The 14,570-nt window shown below is 47.8% G+C and carries 18 protein-coding genes; 10 read left to right on the top strand and 8 right to left on the bottom strand.

The window, feature by feature from the left end; all coding sequences use genetic code 11:
• Positions 1-184 precede the first annotated feature (184 nt).
• Complete coding sequence (locus tag ACMHLI_RS13455; RefSeq protein ID WP_413529916.1) at positions 185-1,696, top strand: sensor domain-containing diguanylate cyclase; 1,512 nt, start codon at positions 185-187, stop codon at positions 1,694-1,696.
• A 43-nt stretch (positions 1,697-1,739) separates the two neighbouring features.
• Here ACMHLI_RS13455 and ACMHLI_RS13450 read toward each other — a convergent pair whose 3' ends face one another.
• The gene (locus ACMHLI_RS13450) at positions 1,740-1,925 is read right to left on the bottom strand and encodes a hypothetical protein (protein WP_413529915.1); all 186 of its coding nucleotides are present in this window, start codon (positions 1,923-1,925) and stop codon (positions 1,740-1,742) included.
• 375 nt (positions 1,926-2,300) lie between these two features.
• On the opposite strand from ACMHLI_RS13450, the gene ACMHLI_RS13445 reads away from it, so the two are divergent.
• A complete protein-coding gene (locus ACMHLI_RS13445; RefSeq protein WP_413529910.1) occupies positions 2,301-2,588 on the top strand; it encodes a hypothetical protein in 288 nt (95 codons plus the stop codon).
• 67 nt (positions 2,589-2,655) lie between these two features.
• On the opposite strand, the gene ACMHLI_RS13440 is transcribed toward ACMHLI_RS13445, so the two are convergent.
• From ACMHLI_RS13440 to ACMHLI_RS13430, 3 genes are all read right to left on the bottom strand, one after another.
• Complete coding sequence (locus tag ACMHLI_RS13440) at positions 2,656-2,871, bottom strand: hypothetical protein (protein WP_413529909.1); 216 nt, start codon at positions 2,869-2,871, stop codon at positions 2,656-2,658.
• Positions 2,872-3,005: 134 nt separating this feature from the next.
• Positions 3,006-4,646, bottom strand: coding sequence for an ABC transporter substrate-binding protein (locus tag ACMHLI_RS13435; RefSeq protein ID WP_413529908.1), 1,641 nt, complete (start codon positions 4,644-4,646; stop codon positions 3,006-3,008).
• Positions 4,647-4,774: 128 nt separating this feature from the next.
• Entirely contained in the window at positions 4,775-4,966 is a 192-nt protein-coding gene (locus tag ACMHLI_RS13430) for a YebW family protein (RefSeq protein WP_112168753.1), read from the bottom strand.
• Between the two features lie 203 nt (positions 4,967-5,169).
• Here ACMHLI_RS13430 and ACMHLI_RS13425 point away from each other — a divergent pair, with 203 nt between their 5' ends.
• On the top strand, positions 5,170-5,415 hold the full coding sequence (locus ACMHLI_RS13425; RefSeq protein WP_413529907.1) for a DUF2766 family protein: 246 nt from the start codon (positions 5,170-5,172) through the stop codon (positions 5,413-5,415).
• A gap of 61 nt (positions 5,416-5,476) precedes the next feature.
• On the opposite strand, the gene ACMHLI_RS13420 is transcribed toward ACMHLI_RS13425, so the two are convergent.
• Together ACMHLI_RS13420 and ACMHLI_RS13415 are read right to left on the bottom strand one after the other, a co-directional pair.
• Positions 5,477-5,713 carry a YobH family protein gene (locus ACMHLI_RS13420; RefSeq protein ID WP_413529906.1) on the bottom strand — a complete coding sequence of 79 codons (237 nt, stop codon included), beginning with the start codon at positions 5,711-5,713 and terminating at the stop codon, positions 5,477-5,479.
• Between the two features lie 182 nt (positions 5,714-5,895).
• The gene (locus ACMHLI_RS13415) at positions 5,896-8,589 is read right to left on the bottom strand and encodes an autotransporter outer membrane beta-barrel domain-containing protein (protein WP_413529905.1); all 2,694 of its coding nucleotides are present in this window, start codon (positions 8,587-8,589) and stop codon (positions 5,896-5,898) included.
• Between the two features lie 666 nt (positions 8,590-9,255).
• On the opposite strand from ACMHLI_RS13415, the gene ACMHLI_RS13410 reads away from it, so the two are divergent.
• From ACMHLI_RS13410 to ACMHLI_RS13395, 4 genes are all read left to right on the top strand, one after another.
• A complete protein-coding gene (locus tag ACMHLI_RS13410) occupies positions 9,256-9,498 on the top strand; it encodes a PhoP/PhoQ regulator MgrB (RefSeq protein ID WP_413529904.1) in 243 nt (80 codons plus the stop codon).
• A gap of 102 nt (positions 9,499-9,600) precedes the next feature.
• Positions 9,601-9,873, top strand: a complete 273-nt coding sequence (locus ACMHLI_RS13405; protein ID WP_413529903.1) for a YebO family protein — start codon at positions 9,601-9,603, stop codon at positions 9,871-9,873.
• Between the two features lie 120 nt (positions 9,874-9,993).
• The gene (locus tag ACMHLI_RS13400) at positions 9,994-10,308 is read left to right on the top strand and encodes a phage protein NinX family protein (RefSeq protein ID WP_413529914.1); all 315 of its coding nucleotides are present in this window, start codon (positions 9,994-9,996) and stop codon (positions 10,306-10,308) included.
• A 133-nt stretch (positions 10,309-10,441) separates the two neighbouring features.
• Positions 10,442-10,678: a DUF4060 family protein gene (locus ACMHLI_RS13395; protein WP_013576199.1), complete on the top strand. Its 237-nt coding sequence runs from the start codon at positions 10,442-10,444 to the stop codon at positions 10,676-10,678.
• Between the two features lie 60 nt (positions 10,679-10,738).
• Here ACMHLI_RS13395 and ACMHLI_RS13390 read toward each other — a convergent pair whose 3' ends face one another.
• On the bottom strand, positions 10,739-11,011 hold the full coding sequence (locus ACMHLI_RS13390; RefSeq protein ID WP_413529902.1) for a hypothetical protein: 273 nt from the start codon (positions 11,009-11,011) through the stop codon (positions 10,739-10,741).
• Positions 11,012-11,204: 193 nt separating this feature from the next.
• On the opposite strand from ACMHLI_RS13390, the gene ACMHLI_RS13385 reads away from it, so the two are divergent.
• From ACMHLI_RS13385 to cspE, 3 genes are all read left to right on the top strand, one after another.
• Positions 11,205-12,194 carry an MBL fold metallo-hydrolase gene (locus ACMHLI_RS13385; protein ID WP_413529901.1) on the top strand — a complete coding sequence of 330 codons (990 nt, stop codon included), beginning with the start codon at positions 11,205-11,207 and terminating at the stop codon, positions 12,192-12,194.
• A gap of 1,126 nt (positions 12,195-13,320) precedes the next feature.
• On the top strand, positions 13,321-13,437 hold the full coding sequence (locus ACMHLI_RS13380) for a DUF2627 domain-containing protein (protein ID WP_071823629.1): 117 nt from the start codon (positions 13,321-13,323) through the stop codon (positions 13,435-13,437).
• Between the two features lie 41 nt (positions 13,438-13,478).
• On the top strand, positions 13,479-13,688 hold the full coding sequence (gene cspE, locus ACMHLI_RS13375) for a transcription antiterminator/RNA stability regulator CspE (RefSeq protein ID WP_002221949.1): 210 nt from the start codon (positions 13,479-13,481) through the stop codon (positions 13,686-13,688).
• Between the two features lie 54 nt (positions 13,689-13,742).
• Here cspE and pgeF read toward each other — a convergent pair whose 3' ends face one another.
• A complete protein-coding gene (pgeF, locus tag ACMHLI_RS13370) occupies positions 13,743-14,444 on the bottom strand; it encodes a peptidoglycan editing factor PgeF (protein ID WP_413529900.1) in 702 nt (233 codons plus the stop codon).
• Positions 14,445-14,570: the final 126 nt, after the last annotated feature.

The following is a 14,570-nucleotide window of genomic DNA, read 5'->3' as shown; positions in this document are numbered from 1 at the left end:
TTCCCTTTTTTTATCGTGTAATCATAGGGTTGCTGTTTATTTTTTCGGCCTTATTGTGCATCGGGGCTGCGGGTGTTAAATATGAGCCACTTTTTGAAAGTGGATTGAATTCTTGTTGCGATCACTCCTTTCTCACTCTTTGTTTCGTATCGATCTTCGACGCCTGATCCTGAGCTTGGCTGTCATGAGCGCCTTCGTGACGCTGGCGAACAGTTTTTATGCCAGCTACAGCGTGCAGCGTCAGTTGTTGATCGACAATACGCTCGAAGAGAACCGTGTTTATGCTACAAAACTGGCGGCCAGCACCGAGCAGTTCTTGAAAAGCATGCAAAAGCAGCTCGCATACAGCGGTGTTATCGCAGCGAGCCACTTTGACGATCCAAAAATCCTTCAGTCAGAAACAGCCCGGTTAAAGTATCAGACTGACAGCTTTAACTCGGTGGTGATTACTAACGCAAAAGGGAAGATTCTGGCGACATCTCCGGACAGTTTGCAACTGATGGGTCAGACACTGAACACGCCGGGGGCGCTCGAAGCTTTGAAACAGCGCCGTCCGATGATCAGTAAACCCTATATCTCGCTGGCTAAAAATCTGGTCATCATTATCTCCACGCCAATTATCAATGCGCAGGGGGAATACCTCGGCTATATCGGCGGCACTATTTATTTGCGGCAAAAAAGTATTCTGAATGAGCTGCTGGGTGAGCATTATTATCGCGATGGCTCTTACATTGCCGTTCTCGATAATGAACGCCGGATCCTTTATCACCCGGATGCTAACCGCATTGGTGAAGTGGTGAAACCGCGCCCGCTGACTGAGGCAGTAAAACGCAATGCGAACGGCAGTCTGATGGTCACGAATCTGGCAGGGCAGGCGATGCTGGCAGGCTTTGCGGTGGTTCCGTCGTCCGGATGGGAAATTGTCACACAAAGGCCAACAGATTCGACGCTTAAACCGCTCGAAGGTCTGATGTTTAAAGTCCTGAGACATCTGACGCCGCTGGCATTAGTGACGCTGCTGGTTGTCTGGTTATTCTCGCGCTTAATCTCCCGACCGTTGTGGCTGCTGGCGCGCAGCGCTAATGAGATGGATAAGCCAGATGTTTCTACAAACATCCGTGAAATTCCCTCGTGGTATTTTGAATCGACACAGTTAAAACGCGCGTTGCTGATTGGTATTAACCTTTTGCAGAAGAAAATCGGCAAGCTCAAGTTCGAAACGCAGACTGATCCGATGACCGGTTTGTTCAATCGCCGTGGGCTGGCAATGACGCTGGAGACGGTTGTGCAACTGCGCCAGCAGTTTGCGGCGATTACGCTGGATATCGATCACTTTAAGTCGATTAATGATTCGTACGGGCATGATATTGGCGATGAAGTGATCAAATCTTTGGCTGAACAGATTCGACACAACGCGCGGGAAAGCGATATTTTGTGCCGCGTGGGTGGAGAGGAATTCCTGGTTCTGCTGCCGGGCACTCAGTTGGGTGAGGCTGAAATGATAGCTGAGCGTTTGCGCGAAAATGTAGAAACGCTGGTGTTGCCGGGTATCAGACCGATCACGATTTCCCTTGGCGTTGCATACTGGAATCAGCAACAGGGTGAGCCTGAGAAAGCGCTGAAAAGGGCAGATGAAGCGCTGTATCAGGCTAAGAAAGAGGGCCGCAACCGCGTCGTGGTCTCTCATAAAGAGTGACGGCAAGTCATCCTCAGGGCAACGAATGCCCTGAGGGAGTGAGTTATTTTGCGTCTGAAGTCTGCTGTTTCTTCGCCTGCTGTGCCGCCAGATGATGGCCAACTGCACACCCCGCCATGGCGCCAATCACTGCATGATGTTTGAGATGCCCCGCCACACCGCCAACGACAGCGCCTTTGAGACAACCTGCTGCCTGCGCAAATGAACTTATCAGTAATAATCCCGCCATTGCCGTGCCAAAAATTGATGTTTTACCCACGTTTCCTCCTGCATAAACAACGCCTTTTATCGACAACTGTTCAACCGACCCACAGTGCTATGGCAGAAAATGTCATATCGTGTTGAGAGTTGTCATTTCGGGTTCTGTAAGCAGTTACTGCTGTTGTTACGCTTTCGTATTGCGGCTGCCCGTGTGTAGGGACGGTTTGAGATAAGTCATGGTTACATCTGAACTGCCGGGAAAGGGCTCATTGAAGGGCGGTTTACTTTGGCGGGCAGGAGCAGGTCGCTTTTTGTAACTCTGCTAAACTTAACGTCAGTAACCGGCGGAATTCGGCTTTCTTTGCTGTTTCCGGTTATTTCCACCCGTGAAGAGGATGCCGCTATGACGCATCAAGAACAATTGGACGCCCTGATGGTTCGCATTGACGCGCTGGAACAACGTGAAAGGCAGCTGACTTACGCCTCGAACGCCTATCAGGCCATCCTGACGACTTTGTTGGGAACCCTCGATAAATCTACGCGCGACCGGGTGATCAACATGGTCGATCAGGCACACGACGTGGCGTATGCCCGCGCAAATCTGGAGCAAAAAGGGAATATTCTTGGCGCAGATGATATTACTCAGCGCATTTTCCTCTTCGCACAAGGCCGCGCCGCACAATCGAGGTAAGGGCAATTTATTGATGGTATTCGGTTTGTCACCCGAAAAGGCAACGGGATTTGCGTCTGCCTCAAAATCAGGAGCGGCGGTCGGTTTTAAGCATATTTATTGCAGCGCCAAGTAAAATGCGGCGCTGTACGCCGGTTGCGCAGGCCAGTTGTCGTTCAAGATGACCCGTCAGCGCATCTACGCTCAGCGGTTCACCCCGATGACGCATCTGAATCACCCCATCGCCAATGATTCGCGCAACTTCATCCCATAGTGGTTGTATCTCACTTTCCGAGAATTTCATTATCGCTCCCGTTTGTGTGATTTACGTACAATCTAACATCTGATGGGCAGACGGCAAAGAGGCGGGCGGTGAAAGCAGGGCAGAAAAATTGAGATGCCTCTTCCTGTTTTTCGGCAGGAAGAGGCAGGGCTGATTTAGTGCTTAATGACGTAGAGATCTTTGGTATAGATGTAGTTCAGCAGACTATCCTGGAACCCGCCAACGTAAGGCTTAACCAGCCGCGGGCTGACATAATGGTATAGCGGGATGACCGGAGACTGGTCTGTGAGCACGTCTTCCGCTTGCTGGTATGCCTTTCCAACTTCCGCTTTATCCGTGGCTTTTAATGCATCATCTAAGGCTTTATCGTAAGCGGAATTGCTGAATTTCGGTGTGTTCTCGCTGTTGCCTGTGCGTAAGGTATTCAGGAAGGTTGAAGGTTCGTTGTAATCGGCAATCCAGGCGTAACGCACGACATCATAAGTGCCCTGATGCATGGTATCGAGCATAGTTTTCCATTCCTGATTTTGGAGGACGGCATCTACCCCCAGATTCTTTTTCCACATGGATGCTGCGGCAATGGCAATACGCTGATGTGACTCTGACGTGTTGTAGAGCAGATTGAATTTCAGCGGATGGTCCGGGCCAAAACCGGCTTCTTTCAGCAATTTCTTCGCTTCTTCATTACGCTGTTCTTGTGTCAGGCTCGCTTCTTTGGGTTTTGAGAAAGTAAAACCACCTGTGTTATCCGGCGATAAATGCCAGGCGGGTGTTTGCCCCTGACCTAAAACTTTGTCGGCAATGATTGATTTATCTATCGCCAGATTCAGCGCTTTACGCACACGGACATCGTTGAACGGGGGTTTTTGTGTGTTCATTGCGTAGTAATAAACGGCGAGATAAGGGCTGACATGCACCTGCGAGCCAAGCTCTTTTTTCAATGATACGAACAATGTCGCAGGGATCGTGGCGGTGATGTCGATTTCGCCTGCTTTGAACCGGTTTACATCCGCCGTAGGGGACGCAATGGGCAGATAAGTGACTTTAGTGATGACGGTGTGTGCGTTATCCCAGTAAGTCGGGTTGCGTACAGCAGTAATACGTTCGTTCACCGTCCAGGTATCGAGCTTGAAGGGGCCGCTGCTGACCATGTTGGCGGGCTGTGTCCACTTATCCCCGAACTTTTCGACATTAGCCTGACTGATCGGAGAAAGGGAAGGGTGCGCGAGCATGCCCAGGAAGTAAGACAAAGGCTGGTCGAGGGTGATTTCCAGCGTTTGCTTATCCAGCGCCTTAATGCCCAGCTGATCAGCGGGCTTTTTGCCGCCAATGATGTCGTTGGCATTCAGCACATGCATACTGCCGAGATAACTTTCGTAAGGGGATGCGGTTTTCGGGTCGATGAGGCGTTGCCAGCTGAATACTACGTCCTGCGCGGTGATGGGTGTTCCGTCTGACCAGACGATCCCCTGGCGCAGATGGAATACCCAGGTTTTATTGTCTTTAGATTCCCAACTGCTGGCGAGCGAAGGCTGTGCATTCCCGTCGTTATCTATGGTTATCAACCCGGCAAAAATATCGCTCAAAATATTGAATTCAACGTCACTTTCGACTTTATGCGGATCGAGCGAAGCCGGTTCGCTGCCATTGTTGCGGACGATTTCTTGTTTTGCAGCCAGCTCAACGCCAGCGGGAACGGTCGCGGCGTGAGTGGCAAAAGAAGTCAAAAAGCTGGATGAAAGAAAAAGTGCGAGCGGCAGCTTTGCAAAGCAGCCATAAGTTTTACGTATCGTCATTGCCATTTCCTGCCCTGTCAATATGTTTAAATATCAATGAGTAACAGGGTATTCATACCGTTGTTCGGACAGTTTGGCAATCTTTATGAGATTATTAGTATCGACTCTGTGAAAGGCCACGCAACGCGTTAAAAGTCAGCATTGTCGTGTGCGGGGATCCAGTAACCGTCGATAAAATCTTCGATAGGGTAACAACCTGCCTGGCGCAGTCCCTGCTGTTGCATCGCTACGGTGCATTGTTGCTGAGTATTAAAGGCATCCACGACGAAATCTTCGCAGCCTCCGCCCAGATAACAAATGGTCAACACTAGTGCGAACATCGCGTTCCTCCTTCCTTCTGCCGCACTCATAAGCATAGAAGTAATCTGGTGTTAACAACATACGATGAGGTTTGTTTGCTGTTTATTTGTGCGCTAAATCTGCCGTCATAGAGTGTTAATTGCCGGAGAGAGAATTTATTCAGCGAGCGTGATATCCTCGCGGCCATAATTTTTACGAATGGTTTTGATGAAAGGAGCACCCTATGTCTGACGCTTTAACCAGAGAACAAGAATATGAGTCTGATCTGGTTGCCTGCCAGTTGGTGATTAAGCAAATTTTGGATGTGATTGAGATTATTGCGCCTGCCGAAGTGCGTGAGAAAATGTCTCATCAGTTAAAAAGTATCGATTTTAACAAGCATCCTGCCGGGGCCGATCCGGTGACCAAGCGTGCCGTCGAAAAAGCAATTTCGCTGATCGAGCTGAAGTTCACTAAGCACGACAGCTAATTGCCGGTTTCGTGATGCCTGCCAGCGCAGGCATCACGAAGCGCGATCCCTGACAATGTAACTATTTATTATCGACCACTTCGCCTACTTGTTTGAAAACCGGGCAATTAGCCACACCAATCACGCCGCTGTCAGAATGAATATACTGCGAACTGACAATCCCTCTGGCGGTCAAATACTGGCATTTAAGGCCTAAACCTGCTGCATTTTCGCTGCTTCCCACGGTCACGCCGTAGCCTGAAAACAGAAAAATCGCGTAAATCACGGCCAGTACAATAATGGCTTTGATAACACTCATCCCAAACACTCCCCTTGTTATCCATCCTGAGGCTTCAGGATATTGATAAGCATAGTAGAAGTTATTCCGGCGAAGATGTCACTCCCGCTGATTCTTAATCTTAATACGTTTATTTCAATGCCAAAAAATTGGCTCCTGATAAGGAGCCAATTGATGTTCATTCAACAGCTTAAGACCGGTTATTACCAGCGGTATTTCATACCCAGGTTTGCTGCCCAAGGCTGGTCAACATCGCTGCCGCCGAGGTAATTAGCACCCGCATAAACGGTGAAGTTTTTGCTCATGTCGAACTGACCACCTAAACCAACGCGAACTGCGGAACCATCGATACCATTATCGATACGGTCACCGTTGATATCTGCGTCGTTGTTTGCATCTTCATACACATAGGCCAGAGTGGCGTAAGGGCTGATAGCCTGATCAGCACCGAGGTCGAAGGTGTAACCGATGTTAGAACCTAACTCATAACGCATGCTGTCATAAGCCTGATCGCTCACACGCATGTTGTTGCTCATGCTGTAGTCGTCGTCGCCGATGAACACACCAGTAATGCTTAAGTATGGCGTCATGTACGCTTGTGGTGCGAATTTCCAGTCGTAACCGGCTTTCAGACCGAAGCCCCATGCGTCGGTTGTGCTGTCGCCGGACACTTGCTGACCGTTGCTCATGGTGCTGTCAGTTGAGTTGCTGAAGTGACTGTAGCTCAGAGAAGTATCGAAGAATACGCCATTCTTAAAGTCCAGGCTGGAGTAAACGCGTGCTGACTGGCTATCAGTGTCTGCATCTGCATCATCCATAGACAGGCTTGATTTGGCAAAGCTTGCAGCCATACCGACCAGCCATTGACGATCGCCGCCACCTTCAGTGACTTTATCCAGACCCACCATGATACCGTTAACGTCCTGATCGTAATCAACAACGCCATTGTCACCGTTCTGCTGGCCACCGAAGTAGTTAACCCACACGCCGCCTTTGTCAACACCCTGGGTGTGACGAGAGCTGTCCATGCGGTTGCTCAAAGTGTCCTGCTCCATGTGCCAGGTTGCCGCATTGGAAGAAGGCAGGCTCAGCGCTGCGTTAGCGGTAGAGGTGATGCCTTGTTTAGCCAGAACCACGGTATCACCCACTTGTTGTGCCTGATATTTATAGGCACCCAAATCGGCGGTGTTCGCGTGAGTAAAGGTAGCGTTGCCGCCGTATGTGCGAATCAGTTCTTTGTTCTGGTAATCAGCAACACGGCCTTCGCCGGTCGCATTATTGATGCGAACCTGATAGTTACCGTCAGTTACGCCATTAATCGCCAGATGGCCGTCAGAGTTCATACCGATAGTTCCGCGATCGTAAACATAGTCAGCGGCAGTTTTGTCGCGGGCATTGTTCATATCGGAATTCAGAACGAATTCACGGCTACCGATATTGAAAGTACCGTCGTCGGTCAGCACCATATTGTGGGTATCAACCTGACCTGCACCTAAGTTCAGTTCAGAGTCGCTACCAACGGTGATGGTGTTAGCATATAAAGAAGCAGTTTCTTCAGTCAGCGTGGCTTTACTGCCTGAATTCAGGTTCAGTGCATCGGTATAAACACCACCATGTGCGGCGACTTTCAGGCTTGATGCATTTGTCAGGGAGACGTTGTCGGCCAGTAGTACGGAATCTACAACATTAACCTGAGACCGATTGTTCACAGTCAGGTTATCGATGTTAGATGATTTGGTAGTATCCCATTCGGAACCGTTGTTCAATGCAACATTGAACAGGCCGCTTTGATAGACTTTATCCCCACTCAGGTAGCCGGTAGTGGTACTGAATACTGAGCCAGGCCAAATGCTGTTCGTGCTACGGTCGTACAAAATGGCATCTGCTTCAACGTTGGAAATGGCTGCGCCAACCCATTTGCTGCCATTGTCCAGGGTCAGATTGAGTTCATCTGTGTCATCCCAACCATTGGTGTCAAGCACACCATCGCCGTTGCCGTCATGACCGCCAACATAATAATTATGATCAAAGCTGCTTTTGAAATAGACGTCGCCGGAGATCGTGGAGTTGTTGAAAACAGCTGTCGTTTTCATTGAATTATCAGCGGCTGAATTAGCAACTACGGAGAGTGCGACATCGTCAGCAGCGGTACCTGAAGCACTGATATTACCATAATCACTAGGTTTATCTGACTGGCCGTAGAAACCGGTGGTTTCTAATTCAGTGTATGAGCCAGATGTCAGTACGGAATCATTAACAGTCAGCGTGTTATCAAAAGTATTACTGTTGTTAACTTCGGTATCAACCCATTGGTAACCTTGTGACAATGCAATGCCGGCTACATGAGAATTGTTTTTGATAACGATATCACTTTCTTGATCCAGCGTGATCGCCACACCTAAATCATAGGTGTTTAAGGTTTCATGGTCGCGAACTTTATTCGCGTCAGTAACGTCGTAATCGTAATGTTCGTAGGTGTCATTGATTGTTGAATTATCAATGGTAAGGTGTAACGGAGATTGGTCATAATCATTACGTGCATCTCCACATTCAGTGGTCAGACATTCAGAAATGATCATTCCGTTAACTGTGGAATTAGTGATATTTAGCGTGTTGCTCGTGTTGTTATCGAAGCCCAGGTAATAAGTGGAAATAACACCGTTAACGACAGCATTATTAATTGAAGAGTAGATGTCTCCGCCAACGTAACCGTTATTTGCCCCCTCGTTATCCGCATAACCACGGTATCCAACATGCCCCGTCAGAGCAGTGTCATGATAGAAAGTGTCGTATACGGTACCAGAGATGTCAGCTGACATCGCCGCAGGTGCAGCTACTGCAACAGCGCAGGCCAGCGCTATTTTAGAAACGAAGAACTTTTTATTCCATGCATGCATTTATTAATCCCTCAACAAAAAATAGTCAGCATGAATCAGCTGGGAATAATCCCAGTCATTATGCTTTCATTTATATAACGAAGAGACAGTAAAACTGTTCGACAGCGGGATAATATTTTAATGAGGTGGGTAATTCAACCAAGAAGTTCAAATAAAAAGTCGTGAAAAGTGAAATATTTTTTTATAGATGCTCTGTTGTAATGTTTTAATTTTACTTTTTTGGAAAGTACATTTCCTTATAACTTACATGTTGAGTTGTTTTATTTGTTTTAATCCCGCTGCTTTGGTTATGAAGTTAAATGGAATGTTGAGGTCTTTCATGAAGGATGGCAGGTAATACCTATGGTGCTTGGGTTTTTGTGGAGTGTCAATCATCTTTATATGCTATAAATTTTCGAAATTAATCAGTTTCCATTATTTTATCTTTAAGGTGATGCTCCCTTGATTAAAAGCAACTTTTTTTAAGAAATTACGGAGTGAAATTACAGGCGATGATCGTCATTAAGAGATGCTGTTTTATTTGATGCAGATCAAGTGAGGCTATCAACAATATATTGATAAGAATTATATATTTTTATGTATGATTACCTAAAGTGATTATTGCACGGCTGCAGTGTACAAAATGGCGCGCTTCGTTATATCGTTGTTTAAGATTTCCGTCGTACTATGGAAATCTGTTCCATATCATGTTGGACGTCACCATTGAGCCCTGACAGACGTGCTGTAAACCACAAGAGACCCGCAATCAAATTGAAAAAGCCCGCTTTCAAGTTCAGGAAAATCGTTGTCTTCGTTCTTTTCCTGCTTATCTGTGTCGGTCTGTACCTGATGGCACTGAACAGCTATTGCGATCAGGGCGGAAACTTTGACCTGGGCGTGTGTGCGATCACCTCTTTTATCCCCTTTTAAGCGTCAGCAGCATAAGAAAGCCCTGTTTTTATGTGAACTGCTTCTCAGACACGCCGGGAGTGATAAGATGTGTGTTCAGAACATTCAGTGGTAGGGTCGTAAATGTTTGATTTTGCAATGGGCCAAAACAGCCTGGCTTCATTGGCGTTGAGTGCACTCTCAGCGCTGTTATTCTTGTTGGTTTGGTTTTTTGTCAGCCGGGCCAGTGTCAGGGCGAACCAGCAGATTGAATTGCTACAGGAAATCGCCGAGCAGCAACGTCAGCAAACAGAGTTGCTCAAGATTCTGACGTCCAGAGCCAAAGGTGCGGAGCCTGTAGATGAGGTAGAAGAGGATTCCGCCCTCAGCCTGCGTGGTTTTATTCCGGAAAGATAAAGATAATCTGCTTTGCTGACCCGCCTCTCAGGCGGGTTTTTTGTTTGTGCTTTCTGGTCATAAATCTGTCTTAATCCTCCGGTAGTCTCCACGCATGTGCACTGCATGATGGAAGAACTGATGATCAAATGGTCCGAAGAAAACGACAGTGATGTAAACCACAGTATTGCCTTACTGACCGGGGAAGAGCCGGAGAAGTGGTATCCCTACGGTGGCGTCAAAGGCAAAGATTATTGCAACAATCCCTCCGATGCGTGGCCTATTATTTGCGCCAATAAAATCAGCATAAACTTTAAAGAGTTGCAGAGCGATCCGCTTTGGCTGGCTGAAATTCAAAGCCCTGATGGACAGTGGCAGGCGCAAAGCAGACGGCCTCTGCGGGCGGCAATGATATGTTTCCTGCTAAGTAAAGAAAGTAAGGCTTGCGCAGAGTAAAAAGCGCGAAGATACTCAGATTGCGACAAAGTATTGCAAAGAAGTGATTCGAATAAGCGTCGCGTAAAAGCGATGCGTATCAAGTGATTAATGTTTCCTCATTTTGACAGTTGTGTCTAAGGCGGAGTCCATTATGAAGCGCATCATTAAAGGTGATAAAACGCTCTCCCATCTGGTGGTTGCTCACGCAGCTATCGACAGTCATGAAAAAGCCTACGGTAAACGCCGACAGGGCTGGCCTTCTACTTACCTCATCAAATATAAAGATGCGCGTGTTGCGGTCGAAGTGGTGACCCGCAGACAATCCTATGTTGCTACCCTCATGATCGGAGCCCGAAATCTAACCAAACTTTGCGGCATGCCTGCCTGATTTCAGGGGACATTCCACCTTAATTCAAACCGTGCCGGTTTTCCCCGCACGGTTTTTCTTTTATGTGGGTTTTCTGATAAGAGGGGCCTGGCGAAAATTGCCACGCAGAAACGGGCGTTTTAGCATCCGGCAAACTATTGTAATCAGATCAAGCAGCAGAAGCAGAGCGCCTGTCAGTGCGAGTACCGCTATGCCTGCCACAGCGAAGGTCACGACCTTCAAAGCCGGTGGCAGAGTTATCCTGCGAAAGCGCGAACGCAGCCACAAACGTGCGTACTGTGCCTGAAGGTGCACGATTTCGGTCAGGCGCGATGTGAATGTTTTGCGAGTCATCGTTGTCCTCCTTTTTGAACATTCCCAGTAAAGCACAGAGTTATTAAGAGTTTCTTAACACGTCTCATTGGCAGCAATTGCACATACTTTTGCACTTTGTGCCTGTAGAGATATCCACAAGTATGCTAATTAATCTGGATGCAGGACGGCGCCGTACGCTGTTCACCCTGAAATAGCACCATCCAGGAGTCCTATGTCTGGTAAAAATCCATATTACGATGCGTCAAAAAGCCATCATACGCCTGACGGATTCACCAATATCGAACCGCATAATCGTCAGCAAGGAGATTTCAAACGCTGGCAACAGGAACGCAAAGCGCAGCGGCTACCTCTGCCGCCGGAGAAAGGCTACGATCATTTTATTGAGAACTGGTGGCAGGCCGCCGATTTCAGTGGCACGGATGACCGGTTGTGGTTTTTAGGCCACGCCTGTTTGCTGTTGCGCGTCGCAGGATGTTACGTCCTGATGGATCCCGCGTTATCGGAGCGTGCTTCACCGTTGAGATTCTACGGACCGAAACGCAAAACGCCTGTCGCTGCTCCGGTCGATCAACTGCCGCCCATCGATGTGGTGATTTTTTCGCATAATCATTATGACCATCTGGACAATGTAACAGTCCGCAAATTGTTACGTCGTTTTCCGCAGGTGCAATTTATGGTGCCCCTTGGCATGAAGCGCTGGCTGGAGAAGCGGGGCGCGCATTTTGTCGAAGAGCTGGACTGGTGGGAAGAGCGTCAGTTCGGCGAACTGACATTATCTGCGGTTCCTGCGCGCCACTGGAGTATGCGGACGCCCTGGGATCGTAATCAGTCGCTGTGGTGCGGTTGGGTGGTCTCGCACCCCTTATTGCGCTTTTATTTTTCGGGCGACAGTGGTTACAGCAATCAGTTTGAAAAGATTGGCCAGCGGCTGGGACCTTTTGATTTGGCGGCAATTCCGATAGGTGCCTATGCACCAAGATGGTTCATGAGCGCGCAACATATGGACCCGCAACAGGCGGTAGACGTGTTTTCAGAGCTGCGTTGTCACAAAGCCGTGCCGATTCACTGGGGCGTTTTTGAATTAGCGGATGAATCTCTGGATCAGCCTTTGAAAGAATTAGCGCAGGCGATTTCGGAAAGCATCTCGCCAGATATGAAGTTTTCGCCGTTAAAAATCGGAGCGAGCATCACCAAGGAGTGAAATTATTCCTCATTCAAATTATATGTCAGGAAAAATCTCATTAAGCGATTAATGAGAAGTATTATCACTTGAATGAGGTTTTATTTTCCCCTGTCAAAGATGAGGGTTAATGATTTGTTATCATTTATAAATCAAATTGCAAAATACGACAAAAACCCTCGTCAGTATCTCTAAATATTACCGCATCCGGTAGAAAGTTATGCTCTTTATGACCATAAAGCTTCCTCCTGAGCCTGGTTGAGAGGGCTTTATGCTACGGGAACTCATGCCGTGAAATGAAACACGCGGTCACTCGTGATGCGGCAAGCGAATGCCCGTGATGCGAAACAGCGGCCTGCGTGGAACAAAACACCTGAATATTACGTATCTTGGAATAAATTTTGCGAGGCAGGTCACGGTAATTAATAATTATTATTTATATCGATATCTTATTAGTGAATAAGCGTGTTCAGGTTTTTCTTCAGGTTTGAATGTGAATTTAACGAAGTCGCAAACTTTAATTCATTATAATGTAAAAAACGCCTGGCAATGAAATATGCACGTGAGGATTAAGGGCTTTGAATTGAAATCCTCCGTCCGGCTTTTTCACTCACTAATATCCCTGCAAATGTAAAGGCGCACGGTTTAGGTGCATTAATTCCATTTCTTTGTTTTGTTTGCACCATTTTATTCATCCATGACCTTTTTGATTATTGCATAACCAGTCACATAACCTGAAAGCAACATCAGCGGCAGCGTCCTGCGATTGCTTATGGTCTAAATATTCCGCGACTCCTATGAAGGGCTGGTCGTGGCGATCCTGCTCGTGGTCAGCAGGAGACTGATGCGCAAGCCATCTTTCGAGATATCCTTCATAAAAATTCAAATAAAGATGTGTTTTACGCTTACGGTTCTACATTAAATGATCAATAATCGAAACAGGTCGTTATTGTTTTGTTGGATATACCGCTGTACCTGTAAAGCAGAAAAAAGCATGTCTATCAACATATTTCAGCTTAACTGAACACGAAGTGCTATTAAGCGGCTCAAATATGTGCGACATGTCCATCACTGATTAAAAATGGCTTGCCATCGAATTCAGAGTATGTGATAACGCTTCTGGGTAAAACGAGGTACAGTTCTGTATATGTGTGGCATTTTCAGTATAGAAGTTCTGAGTAAAGACGTTCACGTTGAATACCGCTTCTCTGCCGATTCTAATCTTAGTGCCTCAAGCAGTAACGACTCTAGTTTGTCTATGTAACGCCTACGGGCGGTTTAAACAATCCAAAGGAAATACTCAAGATGGCAAAGATCAAAGGTCAAGTTAAGTGGTTCAACGAGTCTAAAGGTTTCGGTTTCATTACTCCTGCTGACGGCAGCAAAGACGTGTTCGTACACTTCTCTGCAATCCAGGGTAACGGCTTCAAAACTCTGGCTGAAGGCCAGAACGTAGAGTTCGAAATCCAGGACGGCCAGAAAGGCCCGTCTGCAGTTAACGTAACTGCAATCTAAGCAGCGTCCAGCTGTAAAAAAACCCGCCAAGGCGGGTTTTTTTGTGTCCGGCATTCAGAGAATGATGATCCCGGATTGCTGATTTCGTCCGCTGATGCCCGGATGAGACGGATCTTTTTCCCTCTGATGGCTGTTGCGGCGAAAGCTGGTGTAGTTGAAACCGGTGCCGGTTTCATCCGGAGTACATATCGTGCAATGGCCTGCGTGATCGATGTCGGTAAAGCCCAGCGCGCGTAATTTCGCTTCGGCGATAGCGGCCAGATCCAGATGACGCGGCTTAGGTGATATCAGTGAAGGAGGGAAATCAAGGCGCTGCATATAAGTGTCCGTCAGCTCCTGACTCACTTCATAACAGCAGGCACCTGCCGCCGGGCCGATAGACACCACCCAGTCAGCCGTCTCTCCTGACGCGTTAATTCGTGCAGCCATCTGTTCCAGAATCCCGTCGATCAGTCCCCGCCAGCCCGCGTGGACTACACCGATTTGCTTGCCATCTCTACGGCAGAAAATTACCGGTAAACAGTCCGCTGTGAATACCGCCAGAAGAATGCCGGGCGTCGACGTGAAGAACCCGTCTGCTTCGCCACAGGCCTGAGCAGGCTGAGTAACGTCGACTATCTGAACGCCATGCACCTGTTTCTTGGCAGGCCGGGTGGATTCGTAAGGTTGTAACTCAGCAGGAAGCAAGGTGTGCTTATCGCCGAAGCCATGAAGAATACCGGGAATTTGACGGAGTAAGGCTGAGCTGTCACTCATCTCAAGTCTCGTTAAGGAAAGATCATGGCATCAGTGTAGCTGGCTTTTAGTCAGACTTTCCAGCGGTTGCAACCACCCGTCGCCTTCTTTAGACTTAACCTTGTTGCGAATATTCGCCCCTCAGCC

This window comes from Rahnella inusitata, from assembly GCF_965118895.1.
Lineage (GTDB): Bacteria > Pseudomonadota > Gammaproteobacteria > Enterobacterales > Enterobacteriaceae > Rahnella > Rahnella inusitata_A.
Note: the sequence above shows the minus strand (reverse complement) of the source record. Positions and strands in the feature narration are given on the sequence as shown.